General features: G+C 57.4%; 21 protein-coding genes. 12 read left to right on the top strand and 9 right to left on the bottom strand.

Features of this window, described 5'->3' with window-relative positions:
• Positions 1 to 148: 148 nt before the first annotated feature.
• The 3 genes from V6L81_RS02905 to aspA all read right to left on the bottom strand — a co-directional run bounded on the left by V6L81_RS02905 (position 149) and on the right by aspA (position 4,552).
• Positions 149 to 1,153 (bottom strand): asparaginase, encoded by a 1,005-nt coding sequence (locus V6L81_RS02905; protein ID WP_094999535.1) that lies wholly within the window; start codon positions 1,151 to 1,153, stop codon positions 149 to 151.
• Between the two features lie 56 nt (positions 1,154 to 1,209).
• A complete protein-coding gene (locus V6L81_RS02900) occupies positions 1,210 to 2,631 on the bottom strand; it encodes a sodium:alanine symporter family protein (protein ID WP_094999534.1) in 1,422 nt (473 codons plus the stop codon).
• Between the two features lie 496 nt (positions 2,632 to 3,127).
• On the bottom strand, positions 3,128 to 4,552 hold the full coding sequence (aspA, locus tag V6L81_RS02895; protein ID WP_094999533.1) for an aspartate ammonia-lyase: 1,425 nt from the start codon (positions 4,550 to 4,552) through the stop codon (positions 3,128 to 3,130).
• A gap of 180 nt (positions 4,553 to 4,732) precedes the next feature.
• On the opposite strand from aspA, the gene V6L81_RS02890 reads away from it, so the two are divergent.
• The gene (locus V6L81_RS02890; RefSeq protein WP_095017945.1) at positions 4,733 to 5,638 is read left to right on the top strand and encodes a LysR substrate-binding domain-containing protein; all 906 of its coding nucleotides are present in this window, start codon (positions 4,733 to 4,735) and stop codon (positions 5,636 to 5,638) included.
• A 323-nt stretch (positions 5,639 to 5,961) separates the two neighbouring features.
• Here V6L81_RS02890 and V6L81_RS02885 read toward each other — a convergent pair whose 3' ends face one another.
• Positions 5,962 to 6,516 carry a hypothetical protein gene (locus V6L81_RS02885; protein ID WP_094999531.1) on the bottom strand — a complete coding sequence of 185 codons (555 nt, stop codon included), beginning with the start codon at positions 6,514 to 6,516 and terminating at the stop codon, positions 5,962 to 5,964.
• A 415-nt stretch (positions 6,517 to 6,931) separates the two neighbouring features.
• On the opposite strand from V6L81_RS02885, the gene purE reads away from it, so the two are divergent.
• The 4 genes from purE (at position 6,932) to V6L81_RS02865 (ending at position 9,493) form a co-directional block, all read left to right on the top strand.
• A complete protein-coding gene (gene purE / locus V6L81_RS02880; protein WP_016782937.1) occupies positions 6,932 to 7,423 on the top strand; it encodes a 5-(carboxyamino)imidazole ribonucleotide mutase in 492 nt (163 codons plus the stop codon).
• A gap of 11 nt (positions 7,424 to 7,434) precedes the next feature.
• The gene (locus V6L81_RS02875) at positions 7,435 to 8,520 is read left to right on the top strand and encodes a 5-(carboxyamino)imidazole ribonucleotide synthase (RefSeq protein WP_094999530.1); all 1,086 of its coding nucleotides are present in this window, start codon (positions 7,435 to 7,437) and stop codon (positions 8,518 to 8,520) included.
• A 106-nt stretch (positions 8,521 to 8,626) separates the two neighbouring features.
• On the top strand, positions 8,627 to 8,875 hold the full coding sequence (locus tag V6L81_RS02870) for a GlsB/YeaQ/YmgE family stress response membrane protein (protein WP_016782939.1): 249 nt from the start codon (positions 8,627 to 8,629) through the stop codon (positions 8,873 to 8,875).
• 81 nt (positions 8,876 to 8,956) lie between these two features.
• Entirely contained in the window at positions 8,957 to 9,493 is a 537-nt protein-coding gene (locus V6L81_RS02865) for a DUF3299 domain-containing protein (RefSeq protein ID WP_094999529.1), read from the top strand.
• Between the two features lie 81 nt (positions 9,494 to 9,574).
• On the opposite strand, the gene V6L81_RS02860 is transcribed toward V6L81_RS02865, so the two are convergent.
• A complete protein-coding gene (locus V6L81_RS02860) occupies positions 9,575 to 10,474 on the bottom strand; it encodes a D-hexose-6-phosphate mutarotase (protein WP_338660469.1) in 900 nt (299 codons plus the stop codon).
• A 22-nt stretch (positions 10,475 to 10,496) separates the two neighbouring features.
• Positions 10,497 to 10,898 carry an acyl-CoA thioesterase gene (locus tag V6L81_RS02855; protein ID WP_003438129.1) on the bottom strand — a complete coding sequence of 134 codons (402 nt, stop codon included), beginning with the start codon at positions 10,896 to 10,898 and terminating at the stop codon, positions 10,497 to 10,499.
• A gap of 373 nt (positions 10,899 to 11,271) precedes the next feature.
• On the opposite strand from V6L81_RS02855, the gene V6L81_RS02850 reads away from it, so the two are divergent.
• The 7 genes from V6L81_RS02850 (at position 11,272) to V6L81_RS02820 (ending at position 20,707) form a co-directional block, all read left to right on the top strand.
• Positions 11,272 to 12,561 carry an MFS transporter gene (locus V6L81_RS02850; protein ID WP_094999527.1) on the top strand — a complete coding sequence of 430 codons (1,290 nt, stop codon included), beginning with the start codon at positions 11,272 to 11,274 and terminating at the stop codon, positions 12,559 to 12,561.
• Positions 12,562 to 12,727: 166 nt separating this feature from the next.
• Positions 12,728 to 13,714: a phosphate ABC transporter substrate-binding protein PstS gene (locus V6L81_RS02845; RefSeq protein WP_094999526.1), complete on the top strand. Its 987-nt coding sequence runs from the start codon at positions 12,728 to 12,730 to the stop codon at positions 13,712 to 13,714.
• Positions 13,715 to 13,931: 217 nt separating this feature from the next.
• The gene (locus V6L81_RS02840) at positions 13,932 to 16,217 is read left to right on the top strand and encodes an ABC transporter permease subunit (RefSeq protein ID WP_094999525.1); all 2,286 of its coding nucleotides are present in this window, start codon (positions 13,932 to 13,934) and stop codon (positions 16,215 to 16,217) included.
• Between the two features lie 15 nt (positions 16,218 to 16,232).
• The gene (gene pstA, locus V6L81_RS02835; protein WP_095017950.1) at positions 16,233 to 17,903 is read left to right on the top strand and encodes a phosphate ABC transporter permease PstA; all 1,671 of its coding nucleotides are present in this window, start codon (positions 16,233 to 16,235) and stop codon (positions 17,901 to 17,903) included.
• Between the two features lie 155 nt (positions 17,904 to 18,058).
• Complete coding sequence (pstB, locus tag V6L81_RS02830) at positions 18,059 to 18,892, top strand: phosphate ABC transporter ATP-binding protein PstB (protein ID WP_094999523.1); 834 nt, start codon at positions 18,059 to 18,061, stop codon at positions 18,890 to 18,892.
• Positions 18,893 to 18,977: 85 nt separating this feature from the next.
• Positions 18,978 to 19,739: a phosphate signaling complex protein PhoU gene (gene phoU / locus V6L81_RS02825; RefSeq protein ID WP_094999522.1), complete on the top strand. Its 762-nt coding sequence runs from the start codon at positions 18,978 to 18,980 to the stop codon at positions 19,737 to 19,739.
• A 77-nt stretch (positions 19,740 to 19,816) separates the two neighbouring features.
• Positions 19,817 to 20,707, top strand: a complete 891-nt coding sequence (locus tag V6L81_RS02820) for a response regulator (protein WP_094999521.1) — start codon at positions 19,817 to 19,819, stop codon at positions 20,705 to 20,707.
• Between the two features lie 69 nt (positions 20,708 to 20,776).
• Here the strand turns inward: V6L81_RS02820 and V6L81_RS02815 are convergent, their stop codons facing one another.
• From V6L81_RS02815 to V6L81_RS02805, 3 genes are all read right to left on the bottom strand, one after another.
• Positions 20,777 to 21,493 (bottom strand): hypothetical protein, encoded by a 717-nt coding sequence (locus V6L81_RS02815; RefSeq protein ID WP_095017952.1) that lies wholly within the window; start codon positions 21,491 to 21,493, stop codon positions 20,777 to 20,779.
• A gap of 43 nt (positions 21,494 to 21,536) precedes the next feature.
• Positions 21,537 to 22,112, bottom strand: a complete 576-nt coding sequence (locus tag V6L81_RS02810) for a hypothetical protein (protein WP_338660468.1) — start codon at positions 22,110 to 22,112, stop codon at positions 21,537 to 21,539.
• Positions 22,113 to 22,459: 347 nt separating this feature from the next.
• A complete protein-coding gene (locus V6L81_RS02805) occupies positions 22,460 to 26,077 on the bottom strand; it encodes a tubulin-like doman-containing protein (RefSeq protein WP_338660467.1) in 3,618 nt (1,205 codons plus the stop codon).
• Positions 26,078 to 26,164 lie beyond the last annotated feature (87 nt).

The raw sequence follows: 26,164 nt of genomic DNA, 5'->3' as shown, positions 1-26,164 counted from the left end.
AGCAAGTTGTGTGCCGGGGGATGTACACCGAACCTGTAGCCGCTGCCGCAGGCTGCGATAAGGGCCGCAGGACCTTCAATCAAGGCGGGTCTGGTGCACAGTCCATCACAGCCTGCTAGAGCGGCTACATAGGCCGGGTTATGGGCTTTTAGGCCAGCTCCCCGCACACATCCAGTTCGATCAGGCGGCGCACCTCGGCCAGCGGCAGGTCAGCGCCAAGCAAGGCATGCAGTTTGCCGAACACGGCCTCGCGGGTCATTCCGCCACCTGACAGCACACCCGCCTCACGCAAGCGGCTGCCAGCTTCGTACACGTCCAGTTCTACACCGCCTTCATGGCATTGGGTAATGGCCACGATCACAATGCCATTTTCCTGTGCCCGTTGCAGACTGGCGAGAAAGTCCGGGTTGTCGCCAGGGCCGGTGCCACTGCCGAAGCACTCCAGTACCAGGGCTTCGATCCCGCTGTTGAGCAAGGCATCGAGCTGGGCGGCGCCAATCCCTGGCACCAGTGGCAGCACGCCTACGCTGGCCTGGTGTTTGGGGTAGCTGTAGGCCAGTTCTGCCGGGAGGGTGCTGGCCCTGGTCCCGCCGCCGTTGCGTGTCAGCGTCACAAACGGGTTACGGCCAAAGCTGCGCACTTTGGCGCAGCGAGTTGGAGCCATCAGCTTGCCGTGGAAGTACAACTGCACGCCGTTAGGCTGGCCCTGGCCCAGCGCCTGCAAGGCACCGCTGATGTTTTCCCAGGCATCGCTGTCAGGTACGCCCGCTGGCAGCATGGAGCCGGTGAAGAGTACCGGTGCAGGCAAGCCCAGCAGTTGAAAGCACATCGCCGCAGCGCTGTAGGCCAGCGTGTCAGTGCCATGTAGGACCAGTACAGCATCGCAGCCATCCTGCTCGACCGCTTCGATGATCGCGCTGCGCAGGCGTAGCCAGTAGGCAGGCGTCATGTTGGCGCTGTCGATCAGCGGGCTCATTTCGCGAAAGGCCCATTGCGGTACTTGCAGCTGCGGTTGGCTGGCCAGGTGCTCGCGCATGCGTGCCTCAAAACCCGAGGCTGGTGCCAGACCGCTGGCGCTGGCCTGCATGCCGATGGTGCCGCCGGTGTAGAGCACCATGACGTGTTGGCAGGTGTGATGAGTGGCTGCGGTCATTATTGAGTCTCCATAAGCAAAAACGCGGCGGTTCTGGAGAACCGCCGCGTCAAGTATCAGCGTTTTGTTTCGTCGACCTGGGCGGCCGGCTTTGGCGGCCAGGCCTTTAGATCGAGATCCAGATCCGGGAATTTACTGGAATCGAAGACAGGTGTCTTGATCCCCGCGCGGCGCTGGTCATCGTAGTCCTTGAGCACGCGCATGCAGATCTTGAACAGCATCGCCAGCGCAACCAGGTTAACGAAGGCGAGCATGGTCATGGCAATGTCGGCGAAAGCGAAAACCGTTTGCAGGTTTTCGATCGACCCCCAAAAGATCAGCACCAGTACCAGTGCGCGATAACCCATCAGTGCTTTGCGGCTCTCTCCAACCAAAAAGCGCAGGTTGTTCTCGCCCAGGTAGTAGTTGTAGAGCATCGAGGTGAATACGAACAGCGCCAGGGCCACGCTGATAAAGACACGACCCCATTCGCCGACCACGGCTGCCAGGGAGTTCTGGGTCAGGGCAATGCCGTCGCCTTCAAAACCTGGGGTGTAGAAGCCCGACAACAGAATCAGCAAAGCCGTACAGGTGCAGATCACAAAGGTGTCGAGGAATACGCTGAATGCCTGCACCACGCCTTGGGCGATCGGGTGCTCAACATCGGCCACGGCAGCCACGTTCGGGGCGCTGCCCAGACCGGCTTCGTTGGCGAAGACGCCACGTTTGACGCCCATCACGATTGCACTGCCGATCAGGCCACCGAACACAGGGTCCAGGCCGAAGGCGCTCTTGACGATATGGCCCAGCATGGCGGGTACGTGGTCGAACTGCAGTACGATCACATACAGGGTGACCGCAATATAGGCCAGGGTCTTGACCGGTACCAGCAGGTCGGCTACCGAAGCGATACGCTTGATCCCGCCGATAAACACCAGGCCCAGCAGGATGGCGATGGCCAGCCCCGAGTAGTTGACCTTGAAGCCGAAGGCGTCTTGCAGCGAGTGGGTCACGGCATGGGCTTGCAGGCCCATGAAGGCAAAACCGAAGGTGATCAGCAACAGCACGGCCATCAGTTTGCCCATCCACACTTTGCCCAGGCCGTACTTCATATAGAAGGACGGGCCGCCGCGCAGTTGGCCTTCCGAATCACGACGCTTGTACAGCTGGCCCAGGGAGCATTCGATCAGGCTGCTGGACATGCCGACCAGGGCGGTCACCCACATCCAGAACACGGCACCGGGGCCACCCAGGGTAACGGCAATACCGACGCCGGCAATGTTGCCCGCGCCGACACGGCCGGCCAGGCTCAGCATCAATGCCTGAAATGAGCTCAGCTCACCGGCGCTGCTGCGCAGGCTGTCCTTGAAAACCGAAAACATGTGCAGAAAGTAACGAAACTGAACGAAACGCGAGCGGATCGTGAAGTAGCCACCGAGCCCGACCATGAGCACGATTAGCACTTTCCCTGAGAGGAAGTCATTGATGACTTCAAGCATGGATTATTCCTCGCTGTTTTTATCTGATGGCAACACGGCCGGATCGAAATATCGCGTTACACCTGCTTGAGCAAGGCATAAACGTAGGCGATCAATGTGACCCTGGCCATGTTGCTGCTTGGTTTACGATGCTGTTTCCGTGCTGACGATGGCCGCTGGTGCTGGGGCCGGGCACAGGAAGAGGGGCGGCACTATACCTAGGAGCGCAGGAAGCGTCTGCATAAGTGACTGAATTTTCATGTGTGAGTTGTCCGATATGGCTTTGTTTATTGTCAAATTGCCCTCACCCCAGCCCTCTCCCTGAGGGTGAAAGGGCTCGATTTGTGGCGTTAATCAGATCTGCTTTTGCCTTTAGTCTTCTCTCCCTCTGGGAGAGGGGGGAGGGGTTTCAAAATTCCAGGGCCAAAAAAAAGGGCCTGCAGACGTATCTGCAAGCCCTCAAAAGGTGAGAGGTGTCTAGTCCCTCGACCTGGTGAGCGTTGAGCGTGTTACAGCATCAGGCCTTGAGTGGCACCAGACGCGGAGCAATCATGTTTTCCGGGCGCAGGATGTCGTCGAGCATGGCGTCGTCGAGCAAGCCTTCTTCGCGCACCAGTTCCAGTACGCCGCGGCCGCTTTCAAGAGCGATACGGGCGATACGGGTGGCGTTTTCATAACCGATGTACGGGTTAAGTGCAGTCACCAGACCAATCGAGTGCTCGACCAGTTCACGGCAGCGCGCTTCGTTGGCCGTGATGCCGGTGATGCAGTGTTCGCGCAGCATGTCCATGGCGCGTTGCAGCAGACGAATCGAGTCGAAGATCTTGAACGCGATCAGCGGCTCCATAACGTTCAGTTGCAGCTGGCCACCTTCGGCAGCGATGGTCAGGGCCAGGTCGTTACCGATGATCTGGAATGCCACCTGGTTCACGGCTTCCGGGATAACCGGGTTGACCTTGCCTGGCATGATCGAACTGCCTGGCTGACGTGCTGGCAGGTTGATTTCGTTGATGCCGGTACGTGGGCCGCTGGACAGCAGGCGCAAGTCGTTGCAGATCTTCGACAGCTTGACCGCGGTACGCTTGAGCATGCCGGAGAACAGTACGAAGGCGCCCATGTCGGAGGTGGCTTCGATCAGGTCGGCCGCCGGTACCAGCGGGTGACCGCTGATGGTGGCCAGGCGGTTCACGGCCAGCATCTGGTAACGCGGGTCGGCGTTGATGCCGGTACCGATGGCGGTGCCACCCAGGTTCACTTCAGTCAGCAGCTCTGGTGCCAGGGTTTTCAGGCGAGCCAGGTCTTCACTCAATGTAGTGGCGAAAGCGCGGAACTCTTGACCCAGGGTCATTGGCACGGCGTCTTGCAGCTGGGTACGGCCCATTTTCAGGACGTGGCTGAACTCGGCGCCTTTGGCTGCAAACGACTGGATCAGGCTGTCGAGGCTGGCCAGCAGCGCGTCGTGACCCAACAACAAGCCCAGACGAATGGCCGTCGGGTAGGCGTCGTTGGTCGACTGCGCCATGTTGACGTCGTTGTTCGGGTGCAGGTATTGGTATTCGCCTTTCTGATGGCCCATGGCCTCCAGCGCGATGTTGGCGATCACTTCGTTGGCATTCATGTTGGTTGAAGTGCCAGCGCCGCCTTGAATCATGTCCACCACGAACTCTTCGTGGAAATCGCCGCGGATCAGACGTGCACACGCTTCGCTGATGGCAGCGTGCTTGGCGTCGCTCAGATGACCCAACTCGCGGTTGGCGTCAGCAGCGGCTTGTTTAACCATGGCCAGGCCCACAACCAGCTTCGGGTAATGCGAGATCGGAACGCCGGAGAGACGGAAGTTGTTCACCGCTCGCAGGGTCTGGATGCCGTAATACGCTTGAGCGGGTACTTCGAGTACGCCAAGCAGGTCTTTTTCGGTACGGAAAGATGCAGCGGAGGACATGATAGAAATCATCTCGATATGAACCCGGTCTGGGCCGGAACGCTGCGAATCCTAGGCCTGCAGACTATTTTGGGCCAATGCCTTTAAACACTAACCTATGCATAAACGGCATAATAGCGACGTGACGCGGCAGGCGCGTCGAGCGTGTGACCCATTTTGGTGCGCGTCCGGGAGGACTCGATGAATCTCGAAAGTAAATGGTTAGAGGACTTCAGTGCCCTGGCTGCTACCCGCAGTTTTTCCCAGGCAGCAGAGCGCCGTTTCGTCACTCAGCCGGCCTTTAGTCGGCGAATTCGCAGCCTTGAAGCGGCGCTTGGGCTGACCTTGGTGAATCGTTCCCGCACCCCGGTGGAGTTGACTGCGGCCGGTCAGCTGTTTTTGGTTACCGCACGTACGGTCGTCGAACAGTTGGGTGAGGTGCTGCGTCACCTTCATCACCTCGAAGGCGGGCAGGGTGAGGTCATGCAAGTGGCTGCCGCCCACTCCCTGGCGCTGGGTTTTTTCCCGCGCTGGATCGCCCAGTTGCGCAATGAAGGGCTGAACATCGCGACACGACTGGTTGCGACTAACGTCGGAGACGCGGTGCATGCTTTGCGCGAAGGTGGTTGCGATTTGATGCTGGCTTTTTACGATCCGGATGCGGCCTTGCAGATGGATCCGGAAATTTTCCCGTCCTTGCACCTGGGTAATACCGAAATGCTCCCGGTATGTGCTGCCGATGCAGACGGCAAGCCGTTGTTCGATCTGGAGGGCGATGTCAGCGTGCCGCTACTGGCCTATAGCGCTGGCGCATTTCTGGGCCGCTCGGTGAATTTGCTGCTGCGCCAGCGCAGCCTGCGCTTTACCACTATTTATGAGACCGCGATGGCCGACAGCCTTAAAAGCATGGCGCTCGAAGGGTTGGGCATTGCCTGGGTGCCGCATTTGAGCGTGCGCGCCGAGCTGGCGCGGGGCGAGCTGGTGGTGTGTGGAGGCCCTCAATGGCATGTGCCGCTGGAGATTCGCCTATACCGCTGTGCCCTGGTGCGCAAGGCCAACGTACGGTTGTTGTGGCGCAAGCTGGAAAGTGGAACTCAACCGGAGTGAACCCGGCCTCCACCCTCATTAATTCATGAGGAGTCATCAATCAGGATCATGCAAATATCGGCAGGCTTTTCGGCCCGCCGATATTCGGCCACGGGTGCAGCAGAAACGGTTTGAATAGACATGCGCAATGTTTCAATAACGGCACCAATATGCGGACGGTCTTTATTTATTGCTCGGGCGTAAACCTGTCGAGTAATAAATAAGTTTAATCGGTGATCGTTTTCTAAGTAGCAGCGTCATGGGCAAGTGTAGATGCGTTTATGGATTGTGATTTTTAGCCATTATCAAGATGATGGTCGACAAGATTGTTAACAGTTTAAGCCTCAAAGGGCATCACTTAAGAATGCTCTTATGTTGTCTCTGTTTTCCGGCGTGAAACGGTAACAATTACTTCGAAAAGTTGAAGCGTTGGGAAACATGAACGTTTCACATACGCTGCCCCATGGATTGTGGCCGAGTGCTGCATTGTTGTGGGATGCATTGAAACTGTGGCCTACTTCGTGGGCGATCACTTGATAGTGTTTAAGGCTGGCAATGACGGCGGGTTGTCCGGGGTAAGCGCAGCCCAGGGTGGTTTCGTTGAGCGGGGAGTGCGTAACCAGAATGTAGCGTTCGGTTTTACCCCACTTTAGCCCGTGTTGGTTTTTGTATCGGATGGCCGCCAATTCCCATCGATGAAGAACATCGTCTATGGACTGACTTTTATAGTTGAAGTCAGTCATGCCCTGCACGTTACGTATGTCCTTGAATATAAAAGATCGTTTTGTAATTGCCGTGATTTCGTCGGTAAACTCTTTGAAGTATGCACGCCCCAATGTGTTGATGGCGCGGTGCGGGACATCGTTGTGGATAAAAATATAAAGTGTGATCGGTTGCATGGGAAATATCCTTTTAATAAGGAGCCTGCAATCCTTGCAGGACTGTTTACGTTTTTGCTGTTACCGGTTTGAATTTAAGTGAAGACGTTAATTCCAGGTTTCGCCGTGGCTGGAATTCGTCGAGTTATGTCGTTTCTATCTCTGTGCGATGTAGGCGTGGCACCCGATGATCAGAGGCCGTAGCCGAGGAGGAGTGCGTTGACCTGCAGGTCAATAAAACCGGGGGATTCAGGATTATCCGATGTGCATGACAGATGGTCGTCAAAGGTGCTTTCAAGGCACATGTTTGGGGTATACTGCGCGGCCTTCGGCTGGCTTGACCGGCCTTAATTCCTATAACAAGCCACGTCGGATCCTCCACGTGGCTTGTTGTTTTTTGACGCGCCTGCGGGCGCCCAAGAGAAGAGGCGCGACGATGAGTGCACTGGTAGGCGTGATCATGGGCTCCAAGTCCGATTGGTCCACCCTCAGCCACACCGCCGATATGCTGGAAAAACTCGGCATTCCTTACGAAGTGAAAGTGGTCTCTGCCCACCGCACTCCGGATCTGCTGTTCCAGTATGCCGAAGAGGCCGAAGGCCGCGGGATCGAGGTCATCATCGCGGGTGCCGGTGGCGCAGCCCACCTGCCAGGCATGTGTGCAGCCAAAACCCATTTGCCAGTGCTCGGTGTACCGGTGCAGTCGGCCATGCTGTCGGGCGTAGACTCGCTGCTGTCGATCGTGCAAATGCCGGCGGGCATCCCGGTTGCAACCCTGGCCATCGGCAAAGCGGGCGCGATCAATGCTGCCCTGTTGTCGGCGAGCATCCTGGGCGCCAAGCATCCGCAGTTCCATACCGTTTTGAAAGCATTCCGTGCTGAACAGACAGACAGCGTGCTGGACAATCCAGACCCGCGCGTAGCCTGAGGTTTCTGACGATGAAAATCGGTGTAATCGGTGGCGGTCAATTGGGCCGCATGCTGGCTCTGGCGGGCACTCCGCTGGGGATGAACTTCGCTTTCCTGGATCCGGCTCCTGATGCCTGTGCCGCCTCGCTGGGTGAACACCTGCGTGCGGACTACAGCGACCCGGACCATTTGCGCCAGTTGGCTGACGAAGTCGACCTGGTGACGTTCGAGTTCGAAAGCGTTCCCGCTGAAACCGTGGCTTTCCTGTCGCAATTCGTCCCGGTATACCCGAGCGCCGAAGCGTTGCGCATTGCCCGCGATCGCTGGTTCGAAAAGAGCATGTTCAAGGATCTGGGCATTCCGACGCCGGCATTTGCCGACATCCAGTCCCAGGCTGATCTGGACGCAGCAGTGGCCACCATTGGCCTGCCTGCCGTGCTCAAGACCCGCACCCTGGGTTATGACGGCAAGGGCCAGAAAGTGCTGCGCACCCCTGCCGATGTCGTGGATACTTTTGCTGAACTGGGCAGTGTGGCGTGCCTGCTGGAAGGGTTTGTGCCGTTCACCGGCGAAGTGTCGCTGATTGCCGTACGCGGCCGTGATGGCGAAACGAAGTTCTACCCATTGGTACACAACACTCACGACAGCGGCATTCTCAAGCTGTCGGTTGCCAGTACCGATCACCCGTTGCAAGCCCTGGCTGAAGACTACTCCAGCCGTGTGCTCAAGCAGCTGGATTACGTTGGGGTGATGGCATTCGAATTCTTTGAAGTCGACGGTGGCCTCAAGGCCAACGAAATCGCCCCGCGTGTCCATAACTCCGGGCATTGGACCACCGAAGGTGCCGAGTGCAGCCAGTTCGAAAACCACTTGCGCGCCATCGCCGGCCTGCCGTTGGGTTCGACAGCCAAAGTGGGTGAAAGCGCCATGCTCAACTTCATCGGCAGCGTGCCGCCGGTTGAGAAGGTGATTGCGATTGCTGATTGCCATCTGCATCACTATGGCAAGGCGTTCAAGGTCGGCCGCAAAGTCGGTCACGCCAACCTGCGCTGCGCTGACATGGCGACGTTGCAAGCGCAAATCCTCAAGGTTGAAGCCCTGATCGACGAAGCGTAAATCGCTTTGTACGGAACCATTGGGTTGTCGCTGCTCTCTGATGGCGTGATGCCAAAGTGCTGACTAGGCTTTGGTTGTAACGCCATTTAATTTTGAGGGAGCGTCCATGGGCATCATCGGAACCATTTTTATCGGCTTGATCGTTGGCCTGCTGGCTCGTTTCCTGAAACCGGGTGACGACAGCATGGGCTGGATCATGACCATCCTGCTGGGTATCGGCGGTTCGCTGGCGGCTACCTATGGTGGTCAGGCGATTGGTATCTACAAGGCAGGCGAGGGTGCCGGCTTTATAGGTGCCGTGGTGGGTGCCGTGATCTTGCTGGTGATCTACGGCCTGGTGTCGAAAAAGTCCTGATTAAACGCTTTGGCTCTCTCTGCGCCAGCCGCAGAGAGGGTTAAACTGCGCGCGTTCAATCCTTCTTTTATCGAGCCTTGCATGCGCCGTCTTCTACTGACTTTTCTTTTGCTGGGTTCAGGCCTGGCACATGCGGCAGAGTTGCCCGAAACCGACTGGCTTGAACTGATGCCCAAGTCGGATCAAATAGCCCTTGAGCAAATGCCCGAAATTGACCATGACTCGCCCGAGGCCAATGGTACGTTTACCGACAAGGGTGGTTTGAAGCAGAGCAAGGGCCTGCCCGCGGTGATGTACTCCAGCAAGACAGTGGCCAGCATGAACGGCAAAAATATCCGTTTGGGTGGCTACCCCGTGCCTCTGGAAACAGACGCCAAGGGTCGCAGCACGCTGTTTTTCCTGGTGCCGTACCCGGGCGCCTGCATTCATGTGCCGCCTCCGCCGCCCAATCAGTTGGTGTTGGTGCGCTATCCAAAAGGCTTGAAGCTGGATGACATCTACACGCCGTTGTGGGTGATGGGCTCGCTGAAGGTCGAGAAGGTCAGCAATGACCTGGCCGATGCGGCCTATGCGCTGGATGCGAGCAAGGTGCGGGTAGTGGTTGAGGAAGACTTGTAGGGATCAGACCAATTGTGGGAGCGAGCCTGCTCGCGAAAACACACTTCGCGAGCAGGCTCGCTCCCACAGGTTTTGGTTGTATCAGGTTTTCAGGCGCTCGCTGCCAATACTCACACTCAGCGTATGGCTGGCGCCCGGCTCCAGGGTGATGATGTCATCCATCACATTGGCGGTTTCGATGCACAGCATGCGCTGCCAGCCATCTGCGGCCATATCGCCGAGCGTGGCGGTCTTGTCGATCCAGGGATTCCAGATTACCGCCGAGCGCGAGCCGCGGCTGGTCAGCTCGAGCGTGCGCGACCAGTCCGGGTCGACGATGCTCAACTGCTGCGGGGTATCGAGGTAGATACGATCGGTTTCGCTGCTGAAGGTCAAATCGCCCGCTTGCGCAACACGTTTCCAGTCGTCGAGTGTGTCGATGTAGGTCAGGCCGTCGACTCCTTTGACCTCAACCTTGCGCACGTCGCTGACCGCAAAGTAGCTGTGCAGGGCCTGGCTGATGCTCACCGGGATGCTGCTGCGGTTATGGCTGGTGAGGCTGATATGCAGTTGGCTGTCGAGGCGGATGTTCAGGGTCAGCGCCACGTCGTGGGGCCAGCCGGGCAGGCCGCCTTCGATGTGGGGCAAGCCCAGCGCTATATGCAGCGCCTCACCGGCGTCATCGATCTCCAGCACTTCCCATTCGCGCGTACGTACCAGGCCGTGGGCCGTGGCGGGTTCATCGCTGTGGCGCATGGCCTGCACGCTTTGCGGGTTGAGTGCCAGGTTGCCAAACCAGGGCCAGCACACCGGCACGCCCGTGCGGATGCCATGGCCTTGCTTGAATTGGGCTTTTTCGTTGAGCCAGATGATCGGCGGCTCATCACCTACCTGATAACTGAGAACCTGCGCGCCCTGTTTGGCGACCAGCAGTTGGGCCTGGCCATGCTGGAAGTGCCAGCACTCCAGTTCATCCAGGGTGACTGACTCAATGTGGTGCATGGCAGGTTCTCTATTTATAGGTTTAACGACGTGGCGGAACGGAGCGGGTGCGGCCGCTGCCATCGATGGCGACAAAGACAAAGACCGCTTCGGTCACTTTACGCCATTCGCTGGACAACGGGTCGTCACTCCACACTTCAACCATCATCTGGATCGAGCTGCGGCCGATCTCAAGTGCCTGGGTGTAGAACGACAATTGTGCGCCCACGGCCACGGGTACCAGAAATGCCATACGATCAATAGCGACAGTGGCTACACGGCCACCGGCAACCTTGCTGGCCATTGCGGTACCGGCCAGGTCCATTTGAGAGACCAGCCAGCCGCCAAAAATATCGCCGAAACCATTGGTCTCGCGCGGCAGGGCGGTGATTTGCAAGGCCAGATCGCCTTGCGGAATTGGATCTTCTTGTTCGAGCTCTAGCATGCCTAAGGGCCTCTGACCCGTGATTCATCATAAGTACTGCGGGTGAAAAAGCGTCTTTAGAAAAACGATTCAGCCCGAACATACTACGTTCGTCACGTTCTTCATAAGCCGCACCAAGGGGAAACTCTGCGAAATCGGCTGAAGTGGCCAGCGGACGTTTTCGCACAGCAACCTCAGAAGTTACCAAGTGTTTCTTACAGCATGAGTATATCGGGGGACAGCCTGGCCGACGACCTCCTGATTCTGCTTTTTGGGTGCGCTGCACGTCTAGCTCTGTGCTTTTGTAAACAATTTGTTATCTTTCAAAACCTGCCCAGCCCCTGCCGGCGAAGTTGCAGCTTTTTGCCGTGCCTAATAAGAGAAGCAATACCCCATGATCACAGAGCCTTCCAGTGCTGCACCGCCTTCGCGGCCGTTAACCCGTAATGACTATAAAACCTTGTCGCTGTCTGCCTTGGGTGGTGCGCTGGAGTTTTACGATTTCATTATTTTTGTATTTTTTGCCACCGTGGTCGGGAAACTGTTCTTTCCGGCGGACATGCCCGAGTGGCTACGTCTGATGCAAACCTTCGGTATTTTCGCTGCGGGTTATCTGGCGCGTCCTTTGGGCGGCATTGTCATGGCGCACTTTGGTGATTTGCTGGGGCGCAAAAAGATGTTCACGTTGAGCATCTTCATGATGGCTGTACCGACTTTGATCATGGGCTTGCTGCCGACCTATGCGCAGATTGGCATGTGGGCACCGATTCTGTTGCTGCTGATGCGCGTGATCCAGGGCGCGGCCATTGGTGGTGAAGTGCCCGGGGCCTGGGTGTTCGTGGCCGAGCATGTGCCGCCACGGCATGTGGGCTACGCCTGCGGCACCCTGACCTGCGGGTTGACCGCGGGCATCTTGCTGGGTTCCCTGATGGCCACGGCGATCAATACGATCTATACGCCGGCTGAAGTGTCTGACTTTGCCTGGCGGATTCCATTCCTGATGGGCGGCGTGTTCGGCCTGTTCTCGGTGTACCTGCGTCGCTGGTTGCACGAGACACCGGTATTTGCCGAGTTGCAGCTGCGCAAGGCGCTGGCTGCGGAAGTCCCGCTCAAGACCGTGCTGCGCGACCATCGCGGGGCGATTGTGGTCTCGATGCTGCTGACCTGGTTACTGTCTGCCGGGATCATCGTGGTCATTCTGATGACGCCCACGGTGCTGCAAACCATTTATGGTTTTTCAGCGACCACCTCGTTGCAAGCCAATAGCCTGGCGATCGTCTTTTTGAGTTTGGGTTGCATCGCTTCGGGCGCCCTGGCTGACCGCTTTGGTGCGGGCAAGGTGTTTGTGGTGGGTTGCGCCGGGTTGCTGATCACGTCGTGGACCTTCTATCACAGCCTGCTGCAGCATCCGGACTGGCTGTTCCCGCTGTATTCCCTGAGCGGTCTGTTTGTCGGCACCATCGGTGCCGTCCCTTATGTGATGGTTAAAGCTTTTCCGCCAGTGGTGCGTTTCAGTGGCCTGTCGTTTTCCTACAACCTGGCCTACGCCATCTTTGGCGGTCTGACCCCAATGGCCGTGACCCTGTTGCTCAAGGAAAGCCCGATGGGGCCGGCGTATTACGTGGCCATTATCTGCACGATGGGCCTGGTGGTCGGTGCTTATTTGTGGAAAAAGGGCCGCTGAGACATCGCTCAGTGGCCATGACACTTCGCTAGCCTCTCCCCGAAGGCCATCATTTGTAACGAATGATGGCCTTTCATCTAATTGTCACAATCGGTTCATAGAGTAGTCACATGGCCTGCAGATACTGGCCCCCGATTCATCTAACCCCGTTTGCTAGGAGTAAGGCATGAAACTGAAGCGTGTGATGGCGGCCCTGACTTTTGTCGCCGCAGGCGTTGCAACTGCCAATGCGGTTGCCGCTGGTGTTGACCCGGCTATTCAGCCCTACGTGAAGACCACTGGTGTGTCGGGCAACCTGTCCAGCGTTGGTTCCGACACCCTGGCGAACTTGATGACCTTGTGGGCTGAGGCGTACAAAAAAGAATACCCGAACGTAAACATCCAGATTCAAGCTGCCGGTTCTTCGACCGCGCCGCCTGCGATTACTGAAGGCACCGCTAACCTGGGCCCGATGAGCCGCAAAATGAAAGACAACGAACTGGCTGCCTTCGAGCAGAAGTACGGCTACAAGCCTACCGCCATCCCGGTGGCAGTGGATGCCCTGGCCGTGTTCGTGCACAAGGACAACCCGATCAAGCACCTGACCATGGAACAGGTTGATGCGATCTTCTCTTCGACCCGCCTGTGCGGCGCCAAAGCCGACGTTAAAACCTGGGGCGACCTGGGTGTGACCGGCGACCTGGCCAACAAGCCGGTTCAACTGTTCGGTCGTAACTCGGTATCCGGCACTTACGGCTACTTCAAGGAAGAAGCCCTGTGCAAAGGCGACTACAAGCCTAACGTGAACGAACAGCCGGGCTCGGCTTCGGTTGTGCAGTCGATCAGCAGCTCGCTGAACGGCGTCGGTTACTCGGGCATCGGTTACAAAACCGCCAGCGTGAAGACCGTGCCTTTGGCTAAAAAAGGCAGCACCGAGTTTGTCGAAGATACCGAAGAAAACGCACTGAACGGCAAATACCCGCTGTCGCGTTTCCTCTACGTGTACGTGAACAAGGCGCCGAACAAGCCGCTGAACCCGCTGGAAGCCGAGTTCATCAAGCTGGTCCTGTCCAAGCAAGGTCAGGAAGTGGTCGTGAAGGATGGCTATATCCCTCTGCCAGCCAAAGTCGCTGCCAAAGCATTGGCTGACCTGGGCCTGAAAGAAGGCGCATAAGCAGACGCCATGTGGGAGCGGGCTTGCTCGCGATGCAGGCAACTTGGTACATCAGACCTATTGAGTTGACGCCATCGCGAGCGAGCCCGCTCCTGCAGGTCTGCCTCGCAACCGCTTCACCAAATTTTCCATTCCGCTGCCAGCACCGTTGGGCGGCGGATTTTTTGCGTCACTGCTTTGTCATCTTTCTGTCATACAGGACCGCTAGGGTGTGCGCATGAATGATCTGGCCAATTCCCCAATGACTACGACATCCGCTCCCAAGCGCATTGATTTCAATACGCCTGAACTGCAACGCAAGCGCCGTATCCGCGCGTTTAAAGATCACCTGACCCGCTGGTATGTATTTATCGGCGGTCTTGCCGTGCTTGGCGCAATCACTCTGATCTTCTTCTTCCTGGGCTATGTGGTTTATCCACTGTTCCAGGGTGCCGACCTGAACGCCAAACAGGCGATTACGCCGGTGTGGATGCAGGACGCCGGCAAGCCGCTGATGATCTCCATCGAAGAGCAGAATCAGGTCGGTATGCGGGTGTCCGACAAGGGCATGGTGTTGTTCTTCAATGCGAAGAACGGCGAAGAGCTGTCGCGGGTCAACCTGCCGTTGCCGGCCGGCACTCAAGTGACTTCTCTGGGTGAAGACCAGCCGGGTAATCCGGTGGCGGTGCTGGGCCTGTCCAACGGTCAGGCGCTGGTGTTCCGGCACAGCTATAAAGTCAGCTACCCGGATGGCAAGAAGACCATCACCCCGGCAATCGAATACCCGTATGGCGAAACGCCAATCGTCCTCGACCCGCAGGGTGGTGCACTGGATCACGTCAACCTCAGCGTCAACGATTCAACGCTGGTGCTGGCCGGTTCCTCGGGCGCGCAACTGAACGTGCTGTCACTGGCCCGCGAAGAAAACATGATGACCGACGAGGTCACCAACACCGAGACCCGTATCGACCTGCCGCAGATGACCGCGAAGGTCAAAGCGCTGTATATCGACCCGCGTCAGCAGTGGTTGTATGTGATCAATGATCGCGCCCAGGCCGATGTCTTCAGCCTGCGCGACAAAAGCCTCAACGGTCGCTACAAGCTGGTGGATGACGCAACCACCGAGATCACCGCCAGCACACAACTGGTGGGCGGTATTTCGCTGATTTTTGGTGATTCCAAGGGCGGCCTGAGCCAGTGGTTCATGGCTCGCGACCCGGATGGCGAGCAGCGCTTCAAACATATCCGCAGCTTCCAGATGGGCACGTCGCCGATTGTTGAAATCACTGCCGAGCAACGCCGCAAGGGCTTCCTGGCTCTGGACGCGGCCGGCGAGATCGGTGTGTTCCACAGCACCGCGCATCGCACCCTGCTGGTCGAGAAAGTGGCAGAAGGTCCGGGCGTCATGGCGTTGTCGCCGCGTGCCAACCGCATCATCGTGGAAGAGGGCGGCAAGCTGCTGCCACTGACCCTGAAGAACCCGCACCCGGAAGTGTCCTGGAGCGCGCTGTGGAGCAAGGTCTGGTACGAGAACTACGACGAGCCTAAATACGTCTGGCAATCGACAGCCGCCAACACTGACTTCGAACCGAAGATGAGCCTGGCGCCATTGACCTTCGGTACCTTGAAAGCAGCGTTCTACGCGATGTTGCTGGCGGCACCTCTGGCCGTTGCCGCAGCCATCTACACCGCTTACTTCATGGCTCCAAGCCTGCGCCGCAAGGTCAAGCCGGTGATCGAGCTGATGGAAGCGATGCCGACGGTGATTCTGGGTTTCTTCGCCGGTCTGTTCCTGGCGCCGTATGTGGAAGGCCACTTGCCGGGGATTTTCAGCCTGCTGGTGCTGATGCCGATCGGCATTCTGGTGGCGGGCTTCACCTGGAGCCGCCTGCCCGAGTCGATCCGCCTGCGTGTGCCTGACGGTTGGGAAAGCCTGATCCTGATCCCGGTGATTCTGTTTGTATGCGGCCTGTCGCTGTATATGAGCCCGTTCATGGAAGCCTGGTTCTTCGGTGGCGATATGCGCCTGTGGATCTCCCACGACCTGGGCATTACTTACGACCAGCGCAATGCTCTGGTTGTGGGTCTGGCAATGGGCTTCGCGGTGATCCCCAACATCTACTCGATTGCTGAAGATGCCGTGTTCAGTGTGCCTCGCGGTCTGACCCTGGGTTCGCTGGCGCTGGGTGCCACACCGTGGCAAACCATGACCCGCGTGGTCATCCTGACGGCCAGCCCGGGGATCTTCTCGGCACTGATGATCGGTATGGGCCGTGCGGTCGGCGAGACGATGATTGTGTTGATGGCCACCGGTAACACCCCGGTCATGGAAATGAACCTGTTCGAAGGCCTGCGTACCCTGGCGGCGAACGTGGCGGTGGAAATGCCGGAGTCGGAAGTGGGCGGTAGCCATTACCGCGTGCTGTTCCTCTCGGCGCTGGTGCTGCTGTTGTTCACCTTCATCATGAACACTCTTGCCGAACTGATTCGTCAGCGTCTGCGCAAGAAATATTCGTCGCTTTAAGGAAGGTAGAAGTCTGTGAAACAGAACTCCCTCAAAGGCTGGTTCAAGAGCGGCGCTCCAGGCGTCTGGATCAGCGGTGGCGCAGTGTCCATCGCCGTCATCATGACCATCGGCCTGCTCTCGGTGATTGCCGTTCGTGGCCTGGGCCACTTCTGGCCGGCCGACCTGATCCACGCTGAATACAACGTGCCGGGTGATGCCAATCACCTGGTGATCGGCGAAGTGGTGCAAAAGGAAGAAGTGCCCCGCGAGCGCCTGAAAAGTGCGGGCCTGCCGGTGCCGGAACAAGGCCCGGAGTTCATGACCCGGGAGCTGATCAAGGTCGGCAACCGTGACCTGAATGGCAATGATTTTACCTGGGTGGTCGGCGAGTGGTTGACGAACCAGAGCACGCCGCCCGAGTTGATGGCCATCGAGCGTCGCGAGTGGGGCAACTTCTACGGCTACCTGGTTAACGTCAAGGAAAACGGCAAGGTGGTGGCAGAAGGTGCCGCGGCCTGGCCGGAGCTGCAAGCGCGGGTCAAGCGTGTCAATGACCTGGCCGCGCAACTGAGCCAGCTTGAGAAGAAAGATATCGGCGCGATCAACTACGGTCTGGAGCGCATCCGCCTGCACGGTCGCAAGCTGGAGCTGGAAGGCAAGCTGACACCGCAGGCGCAGGCTGACATGGAAACCGAGCGCGCCGAGCTGAATGCACGCTACAAGGCCATCGAGGACCGCTTGGGCGAGTTGCATGCACAGTTCAACCGCGACAGCCTCACGGCCCGGGATGCCAACGGCAAAGAGCTGGAAATCGGTATCGGCAAGGTGGTCAAGGTGTACCAGCCGAACGCGATGAACAGCTGGCAGAAACTGGCCATGTACTTCAGCAATATCTGGGAATTCCTGAGCCAGGATCCACGTGAAGCCAACACCGAGGGCGGGATCTTCCCGGCCATTTTCGGCACGGTAATGATGACCCTGATCATGGCGGTGATTGTGACGCCGTTTGGCGTACTGGCGGCGGTTTACCTGCGTGAATATGCCAAGCAAAACACCCTGACCCGGATCATCCGTATCGCGGTGAACAACCTGGCTGGCGTACCGGCCATCGTTTACGGCGTATTCGGCCTGGGCTTCTTTGTGTACGTGCTGGGCGGCTCGGTTGACCGCCTGTTCTTCGCAGAAGCATTGCCTGCGCCGACCTTTGGTACACCTGGCCTGATGTGGGCTTCGCTGACCCTGGCGCTGCTGGCCGTGCCGGTAGTGATCGTGGCCACCGAAGAAGGGCTGGCGCGGATTCCGCGTACAGTGCGCGAAGGCTCGCTGGCGCTGGGTGCAACCAAATCGGAAACCCTGTGGAAAATCGTGCTGCCGATGGCCAGCCCGGCCATGATGACCGGCATGATCCTCGCCGTGGCCCGTGCCGCCGGTGAAGTGGCACCGCTGATGCTGGTGGGCGTGGTCAAACTGGCGCCGTCGCTGCCGCTGGACGGCAACTACCCGTACCTGCACCTTGACCAGAAGATCATGCACTTGGGCTTCCATATTTATGACGTCGGCTTCCAGAGCCCGAACGTCGAAGCCGCCCGACCGCTGGTATACGCCACGGCGCTGCTGCTGGTGCTGGTGATCGCGACCCTGAACCTGTCCGCCGTGTGGATTCGTAACCACCTGCGCGAGAAGTACAAGGCGCTGGATAGCTGATAGACACATGACCTGTGGGAGCGGGCTTGCCCGCGATGGTATCGGTAAGGTTTCAGCGTGAAACCGAGGTGCCTGAATCGCGAGCAAGCCCGCTCTCCCAGAAGAAACCCGGTTACTGAAAAACCGAAACGAATTTTTAGCGTATGGAGCAACCCATGCAGCATGAATCCTCAACCCACGGCATCAACATGTCCGCCTTGGGTCGCACCAAACAAAGCTTGAACCTGGCAAACGAAGAAGTCGCTATTGAAGTCCCGGGCCTGAATCTTTACTACGGTGAAAAACAGGCCCTGTACGACGTCAGCCTGAATATCCCGAAACAACGGGTCACGGCGTTTATCGGTCCGTCCGGCTGTGGCAAGTCGACGCTGCTGCGTACCTTCAATCGCATGAACGACCTGGTGGACGGTTGCCGCGTAGAAGGCGAGATCAACCTGTACGGCAACAACATCTACCGCAAGGGCGAGGATGTAGCCGAACTGCGTCGCCGCGTCGGCATGGTATTCCAGAAGCCCAATCCGTTCCCCAAAACCATTTACGAGAACGTGGTTTACGGCCTGCGCATCCAGGGCATCAATAAAAAGCGTGTGCTCGATGAAGCCGTCGAATGGGCCCTCAAGGGCGCGGCGTTGTGGGACGAAGTCAAAGACCGCCTGCACGACTCGGCACTGGGTTTGTCCGGTGGCCAGCAACAGCGTCTGGTGATTGCCCGTACCATCGCGGTAGAGCCCGAAGTGTTGCTGCTCGATGAGCCATGCTCGGCACTCGACCCGATCTCGACGTTGAAAGTCGAAGAACTGATCTACGAGCTCAAGTCCAAGTTCACCATCGTGATCGTAACCCACAACATGCAACAGGCAGCCCGTGTCTCGGATTACACAGCGTTCATGTACATGGGCAAGATGGTTGAATATGGTGACACTGACACGCTGTTCACCAACCCGGCCAAAAAGCAGACCGAAGACTACATTACCGGGCGCTATGGCTAGTTTGAGCGGCATTGCCCGTTCTATGTCACGATAATTCGGCTGGCCGCTAACCGCGTGCAGCTCACAGCTTTTGCGGAGCAGAACCATGATTTCAAAGGATGGCCTCACCCATCACATTTCCGCGCAGTTCAACGCGGAACTCGAAGACGTGCGCAGCCACCTGCTGGCGATGGGCGGCCTGGTCGAGAAGCAGGTCAACGATGCGGTGACCGCACTGATCGAGGCCGACTCGGGCCTGGCGCAACAGGTGCGTGAGATCGATGAACAGATCAACCAGATGGAGCGCAATATCGACGAGGAGTGCCTGCGCATTCTGGCCCGTCGTCAGCCTGCGGCGTCTGACTTGCGATTGATCATCAGCATTTCCAAGTCGGTGATCGACCTGGAACGCATTGGTGACGAAGCGACCAAGATCGCCCGTCGGGCCATTCAGTTGTGCGAAGAAGGTGAGGCGCCGCGCGGCTACGTTGAAGTGCGCCATATCGGTGACCAGGTGCGCAATATGGTGCGTGATGCACTGGATGCGTTTGCCCGCTTTGACGCCGATCTTGCCCTGTCTGTGGCGCAGTACGACAAAATCATCGACCGTGAGTACAAGACCGCGCTGCGTGAGCTGGCCACTTACATGATGGAAGATCCGCGTTCGATCACGCGTGTGTTGAGCATCATCTGGGTGCTGCGCTCACTGGAACGTATCGGCGACCACGCCCGCAATATCTCGGAGCTGGTGATTTATCTGGTACGCGGTACAGACGTGCGGCACATGGGTCTCAAGCGCATGCGCGAAGAAGTTCAGGGCACGGGTGCCGATAACGCTAATGTTGCGTCGTCGCCTGACGATAAATAAGGCAGCCCGATCTAAAAAACGCCCGGCTCAATGCCGGGCGTTTTGGTTTTCGGGCGTTCATATCCAAGGAGCAGTCGATGAGCAAGGTTAGTGTGCTGGTGGTAGATGACGCGTCGTTTATTCGTGATCTGGTTAAAAATTGCCTGCGTAACTACTTCCCGGGCATCAGGATCGAAGACGCGGTCAACGGCCGCAAAGCCCAGGCCTTGCTGTCCCGTGAAGCCTTCGATCTGGTGCTGTGCGACTGGGAAATGCCGGAGATGTCCGGCCTTGAGCTGTTGACCTGGTGCCGCGAGCAAGACCGTCTGAAAACGCTGCCCTTTATCATGGTCACCAGCCGTGGTGACAAAGAGAACGTGATCCAGGCCATTCAGGCCGGAGTTTCGGATTTCGTCAGCAAACCCTTCACCAATGAGCAGTTACTGTCGAAGGTGAAGAAGGCGTTCACCAAGGCGGGATTGCTGAGCGCCGTGATGGCCAGCACCCCGACGCGGGTTAATTCGGCCTTTGGCAATGACTCGCTGAATGCATTGACCGGTGGCAAGGCGCAGGTCGTGACCCCGACGTCGGTGACATCTGCCCCGGTTGCCCCGGCACCACGGCCGGCACCTGTCGCGGCACCGGCGCTGACCAGCCGTGGTCAGGGGCAACTGCGTTTGCCCAGCGGTACCCAAACCTGCGTGATCAAGGCGTTGAGCCTCAAGGAGGCGCTGCTGGTGGTGCGTCGTGGCGAAGTGCTGCCTCAGGTACTGGACAGTGCCGTACTCGACCTTGAGCAGGGCGAGAACGCCGAGGTGGCGCGTTTGAACGGTTATCTGCATGCCATCGTGGCATTCGAGCCAAAACCGGACAGTGCGTGGTTGCAACTGACCTTTCGCTTTGTCGATCAGGACGCCGACAAAATGAACTATCTCTCGCGGCTGATCGCCCACGGCACGGCGCAGAAGCATTTTGTGCCGGGTGCGTGATGACAGCAGCCTGTGTAGCCGCTGCCTGGTTTCTTCAGCAGCGGCTACAGGGCGAATGCAACCCGCCAGCTATCGATCCAGAAATGCCAGCTGATAGGTCTCGCGATCAATCATCACCAACTGCACATTGTTGATTCGGGTGTTGGCCGGCTTGCCGTTGACGGCCACCGATGTTTCGATCCGGTAGATACCCTGCGGCGCACGCTCATCGAGGGTGATGGTGAAGGTGTTCTCGTAACCGCCACTGCCGCCCTTGGTGTTCGCGATCTTGCTGCCTTCTTTCAACGGCTTGGCCTCGTTGGGGGCAAACAGGCGGATCTCTTCCTTGATTTCGCTGATCGGCTGGGTCGCGCCGTTGATAGCAACAATATTGGAAACCACGGTAATCGGTTGGCCCCGTTTGATGGTCATACCGGGCTGGATACTGGTGTCGTAGCTAACCAGTTCTGGCTGGGCCGGTTGTTTCTTGCCCGAGGTTTTATATTGTTGTTCAACTTCTTGAGCGGTTTTGGTCTGTACCGACTTGGCATTGATCGCGAAACAGGCGGCCATGCCGGCAACCCCGCCAATCAATACGCCTGCGCCTTTATCGTTGGCACCGCTCACAGCAGCACCCGCTGCCGCACCTGCTGCAATTGCCAGCCCGCACTTCATCCAGTCGCTGCCACTCCAGTTGGTCGGGTTGATGCTGGCAGAGTCGATATTGGCGCAGCCTTGCAGACCCAGTAGCGAAGCCAGGCCCAAGGCCAGCAAGCGTTTATCCAAAGAGTTGGAGGGCAATTTCATCAGTAACTTCCAAGTAAGAGAGGGGAAAACTCATACACCCTGATTATTCGATCCGGGTTCGATTCAGTGCTTCTTTGAGTTGTTGTTCAGCCTGGCGGATGATGTTGCGCGCCCGACTATTGTTTGGGTCCATACCCAGCACGACCCTGGCCACGGCAATTGCAGACTGGTACTCCCCGGCATTGAGCGCGTTTTGCGCTTGTTGCAGGGAGGCATTAACAGCTTTGGCAGCCTGTTGCTGCTGTTGGTCACGCACCTGGCGATCGGCCGCTTCCTGGCGCTGGCGCTCAAGAGCTTGCTGTTCGCGCAGGGCATCGGCTTGTCGCGTCGCCTCGGCGGCCTGGGCTTTGAGCAACTGTTGTTTCTGCTGCGCCTCCTGCAATTGTTGCTGGCGCGCCTGGGCGGCCTGCGCACGCTGCAGCAGACTCAAGGCGCGAGGGTCATTGCTGTCCTGTTGCAAGGCGAGCCCGGCATTGTCCAGCGCGCAAGCAAAGTCCCTGGTGTCAAAACAGCTCTGACCGGTTTGCAAAAAGCCATCGAGCTTTTGCTGGCTTTGCCCGGCCATCATCTTGATTGCAACGTAGCCGCCCACCACCACTGCCAGAGTTACAACTGCCATTATCAGGGCCGGTTTTCTGTTGGTGGGCGCTGGTGTTGCGGCAGGCGGCGCAGGTGGGGGAGACGCCGGACCTGGTACAGGTGTTGGCGCTGCAGCAGGTATGTCCCGGGGTGGTGGAGCACTGGCAGGTGTGACGGTTGCTTTGGGTGCAGGGGTGGCTGGCCGAGCCTTGGGTTCAGCTGCCGGTACCGGGGTAACCGCTGCGGGCGCCTGCTGAAGCGGGGCGCCGCAGAACGGGCAGTATTTAACTGGGCCGCAGAGCCCCTGACCGCAGGCGCTGTTGGCGCATGAGGTCGGGAATGCAGAGGCTTTGGCTGACGATGCGGACATGGTCTTCTCGTGTGCGCTCAAGGTGCTGGCGGTGGAGCCGGGGCTGTCAGAGGAGGGCCGCCCACGGCTGGCGCAAACAGGTGCGCAAGCTCCATGATTTGCCCGGCCGTCTGCCAGGCAGGCATGCCTTCACGCCACAGCAGGCTGTCGCGGGTGATTTGCCCGGACTGCACATATTGCTGCAATTGCTGGGTGTTGTAAGGGCCGTAATTGGTCCCGCTGACACTCAGGTGGTAGCTGTGCTGTGGTGCGGCGAACGGTGGTGGTGGGGCCATACCAGGGGCTGCAGGTGCAGTGCTTGCCTGGGTGGACAGATTTTCCAGCCAGCCGTCGGTGAAGAACTCTTTATTTACCGTGAGTTTTTCGCCGTGATCACCCTCAACTTCATCGTGATAGACGTCGGCTTTTGAGCCTTCGATCCGCTGCCCCCATTGCTCCATAAGGGTTTCAGCGCGGTCTTTGAGGTTTTTCGCATCAGTCGGTGCCTGACGGTCAAGGCGTTCCAGATACTCTTGCTTTAAGAGTTCTGCGATGTTGCATGGGAAGGCTTTGAAATTATATGAGCGTCCGCCTTCATCTTTCTTTTTCGGCTTATAGGCCGTGCTGCTCATGTCTTCGAAAATCGTCGCCAGCACCGCAACTTGGAAGGCGTTAAGGCCTTTGGCCTTGTCGTTGACCTGACGTTCGATGTCGGCACGGTGGATGCTATGGAACCGGCTTTGGCGAATAGAAAACTCATCGCCCACGGTGAAGTTGTCCTTGGCCAGCATGAACTCATACAGCCCGTTGTTCAGACGCTTGAGGACGCCCAAGCCAATGGCATGCAAGTAGAGTTTGAAATCCTCAGCGAACTCGCGGTACTGCTCTTGATTGAACTGGATCGGTTGTACGAATTGGCTAATGCGTTTATGGATATGCAGGGGGATGGAGGCGCTTTCTTTACGATAGCTGGCTAGGTACGTCGACAGCTGGGTGATAGCTGGGATCGGGAACCCGCTCAATTCGGTGTAGCACACCAGTTTGCCGGGCATGCCTGATTCAAAGAAATTGATTTGTCCTGCTGTGATACCCGCGCCTTGTGGCAAGCATTCCGCAATTTGAGCGCCAAACAAGCGGTTGAATTCAGTCGAGTTGTGTACGCCAATCAGGCAGGTATAGAGGTCTTTGTGGATATTGAAATCACCATTGAGGTTAAGCGGTACCCATGGCATGGCCCGCAGCAACAACATCCTGAACTTCTCTCGCTGTTCTTCGGGGGGTAGTGCCGCCAATGCGGTCATCAACGGATCCACATCCGCTTGATTTTTAGGTAACTGATGCACTGCTTTATTGCGCAGCGCCTGTAGCAGTTCCTCTTGACCTTCTTTGGTCTGCAACTTGCCAAACAAGGCTTTTGAGCCACCAAAGTCTTTGAAAGCGTCCTTGGCCCACTCGCGTACTTGCTGGCTGTCGACGGGATGACGGTCGTCACTTTGCACCAGTTTTAGCGGAATCAGCGTGGCGTGTTGAGTCTGAAGCCCGGCATTGATTTTGGCGATGTTTGAGTCGATGCGATGCAAAAGATGATCAACTGCGTTACGGCCGTCCTGCAGGCGTCCTACAAAACCGCTCCACACAGGGCGACCGTTGACGTCTACTGGTCCTTTGCGGCCCAACCATTCAGAGATATCACGCAGCAACTGAGCCGCTTCGCGCGCGGCAATCGAACGTACGTAGAACAACAGGCTTTCACGCAGGGTATCTTTGACCTGGCTGATCACAGTGTCGGCTTGTTTATCTTTACCGCTCAGTCGCGCCAATAGTCCTTTGCCAGTCGTTTCTTTCAGGCGCTCGAACTCGCGTGCCAGCTCAGATGATTCGAGCTTTTCCGACAGTTCTTTAAAGCGTCCGGCATTTTTCTCCAGCGCAGGGATGATGCCATTGTCGTTTTCAAGGCGGTCTTTGATCATTTCGACCAGTGCCAGGATGTAATCCAGCCCTCCGCGCTCGTCATCATCCAGACGACGGAACAATTGCTCCGGCAAGCTATCTTCGCGTGTCCATTGTGCGAAACGTTTCAGTCGGTTTTCCTTGATCCGCACTTCATGGTTACGCTCGGCGCTGTCGATAGAGCTGCCTTTGGTGTCACGCTCAAGCTGCTGTTGAATCTCGCGGACCAGGGTCAGCCATTGATCCTTATCGGCGCCGCCATTTTGCAAGCGCTCGAACAGAGATTCGACTTTGTGCTCAATTTGCGCAATGACACTGTTGTCACCTTCTACCTGTAGCAGATCATCGGCGATCTGATAGTGAGTGAACTCGCCAGTGGCTTGGGTTAACTCCACACGGGACAGAAATTCTGGCAGGTCGGTGAAGGTACGTGCCGTGATGGTGAGTTGTTCCTTCAGGAATTCGTCACGCTCTTTATCGGTTGGACGATTACTGATGACTTCGCTATTGGCGACGCCGAAAAACGCCTTAAGCATGTGCTGCACTTGCTGATTCAGACGTACGTTCTGGCGGGCGTCAATTTGTGTGTCGAGAACGGCCTGCCCGACCGAGGAGTAGATACGAGGAAACTGCAGTGTGTTGTTGTCGCCATAGTCGCGCGGCAGGCTGACATCAAAGTTCTCGGTCTTGAACAGGTTTTGGTTTACGGAAACTGATCGCTTTTTGTTGGCGAAGTCTTGTGAAGTGAAGTCGGTGAACAAGATGTCGGAAAGCATTTCATAGACGTCTTCCTGATTCTCGGTTCTTGCTTGTGCGACGTTGCTGTTGTCTAGGATGAAAACGTCATCGTAGGGGCGACTGTCGATAAACAGATTGTCGGAGGCGTCCCAATGTTTTAGCAGGGGATTGCCGCGCATGCAGGTTTCCATTTCCATCAATGCAGCGTAGCCGTTCGCTTGAACACGCTCGCTGTTGAAGGCTTGGAAACCGCCTGGCAGGACGAGGAACAAGTCGACCTTGCCAACAATGTTTTTTTCTTTAAGGATGGCCTTGGCCAGATAGCCCATGTCCAGGAATGCACCGGAGCCGGTACCCCCGGCGGCTGAGCCGGTAATAACGATCCGCAGTTTTCCCGGTTCGATTTCCAGACCAAGTTTTTTCAGCTTGTCTGCTTGAGTACCAATGTTATTGAGCAAACGCCCGACTTTGTCGCGCATTTTGTCGCGGATTTTTGGATATTTGTCGAAGAAATACAGGCGTGACAGTGCACGAATCTGCCCTGCCCCCTTGGAGGGGTCGATGCCTAAAGCTTTGATTTTATCTGGTGTCAGCGGGAACCATTCGGCCACTTCACGGTGGCGATTGAGCTCATCCATGGAGTGGGTGTATTTGCTCAGATGCAGAGGCTCAATGACTTTCTCTTCAGAGGTGAAGGCCACTTGCTCGGCCAGCACGTCGGTTTTTACTGACTTACCATCCTGGGTTACTTCACCTGAATCGAGGTCGAAATTGATGAACTGCACCAGCGGGAAATCCGAGATATGTTGGACTTGATTATTGCCTCCCCAGATCGCATTAAGGATGCGCCGGCGCAGGCGAATATTGACCTTCATACCGGTGCCGCCAAGAGCGATAAACAAAGTGGGGTATATTTTGTCGCAGACCGGAGGGGTTGCAGGGCCGGTCAGTTCTTCACTCTTGTCCATCTCAAACTCCATGAGCCCTTGGGGGCAACCGATGCTTTCGGTGTGTTAATCCAGTATTCAGGTCAGGCGGGCCAAAGACAGGTGTCT

This window comes from Pseudomonas bubulae (genome assembly GCF_037023725.1).
In the GTDB taxonomy this organism is placed as follows: Bacteria; Pseudomonadota; Gammaproteobacteria; order Pseudomonadales; family Pseudomonadaceae; genus Aquipseudomonas; species Aquipseudomonas bubulae.
This window is presented reverse-complemented; position numbering and strand designations above follow the sequence as displayed.

Coding starts and splice junctions, on each gene's coding strand:
- V6L81_RS02905 (WP_094999535.1), bottom strand. CDS start 1,153: ATGACCGCAGCCACTCATCACACCTGCCAACACGTCATGGTGCTCTAC.
- V6L81_RS02900 (WP_094999534.1), bottom strand. CDS start 2,631: ATGCTTGAAGTCATCAATGACTTCCTCTCAGGGAAAGTGCTAATCGTG.
- aspA (WP_094999533.1), bottom strand. CDS start 4,552: ATGTCCTCCGCTGCATCTTTCCGTACCGAAAAAGACCTGCTTGGCGTA.
- V6L81_RS02890 (WP_095017945.1), top strand. CDS start 4,733: ATGAATCTCGAAAGTAAATGGTTAGAGGACTTCAGTGCCCTGGCTGCT.
- V6L81_RS02885 (WP_094999531.1), bottom strand. CDS start 6,516: ATGCAACCGATCACACTTTATATTTTTATCCACAACGATGTCCCGCAC.
- purE (WP_016782937.1), top strand. CDS start 6,932: ATGAGTGCACTGGTAGGCGTGATCATGGGCTCCAAGTCCGATTGGTCC.
- V6L81_RS02875 (WP_094999530.1), top strand. CDS start 7,435: ATGAAAATCGGTGTAATCGGTGGCGGTCAATTGGGCCGCATGCTGGCT.
- V6L81_RS02870 (WP_016782939.1), top strand. CDS start 8,627: ATGGGCATCATCGGAACCATTTTTATCGGCTTGATCGTTGGCCTGCTG.
- V6L81_RS02865 (WP_094999529.1), top strand. CDS start 8,957: ATGCGCCGTCTTCTACTGACTTTTCTTTTGCTGGGTTCAGGCCTGGCA.
- V6L81_RS02860 (WP_338660469.1), bottom strand. CDS start 10,474: ATGCACCACATTGAGTCAGTCACCCTGGATGAACTGGAGTGCTGGCAC.
- V6L81_RS02855 (WP_003438129.1), bottom strand. CDS start 10,898: ATGCTAGAGCTCGAACAAGAAGATCCAATTCCGCAAGGCGATCTGGCC.
- V6L81_RS02850 (WP_094999527.1), top strand. CDS start 11,272: ATGATCACAGAGCCTTCCAGTGCTGCACCGCCTTCGCGGCCGTTAACC.
- V6L81_RS02845 (WP_094999526.1), top strand. CDS start 12,728: ATGAAACTGAAGCGTGTGATGGCGGCCCTGACTTTTGTCGCCGCAGGC.
- V6L81_RS02840 (WP_094999525.1), top strand. CDS start 13,932: ATGAATGATCTGGCCAATTCCCCAATGACTACGACATCCGCTCCCAAG.
- pstB (WP_094999523.1), top strand. CDS start 18,059: ATGCAGCATGAATCCTCAACCCACGGCATCAACATGTCCGCCTTGGGT.
- phoU (WP_094999522.1), top strand. CDS start 18,978: ATGATTTCAAAGGATGGCCTCACCCATCACATTTCCGCGCAGTTCAAC.
- V6L81_RS02820 (WP_094999521.1), top strand. CDS start 19,817: ATGAGCAAGGTTAGTGTGCTGGTGGTAGATGACGCGTCGTTTATTCGT.
- V6L81_RS02815 (WP_095017952.1), bottom strand. CDS start 21,493: ATGAAATTGCCCTCCAACTCTTTGGATAAACGCTTGCTGGCCTTGGGC.
- V6L81_RS02810 (WP_338660468.1), bottom strand. CDS start 22,112: ATGGCAGTTGTAACTCTGGCAGTGGTGGTGGGCGGCTACGTTGCAATC.
- V6L81_RS02805 (WP_338660467.1), bottom strand. CDS start 26,077: ATGGACAAGAGTGAAGAACTGACCGGCCCTGCAACCCCTCCGGTCTGC.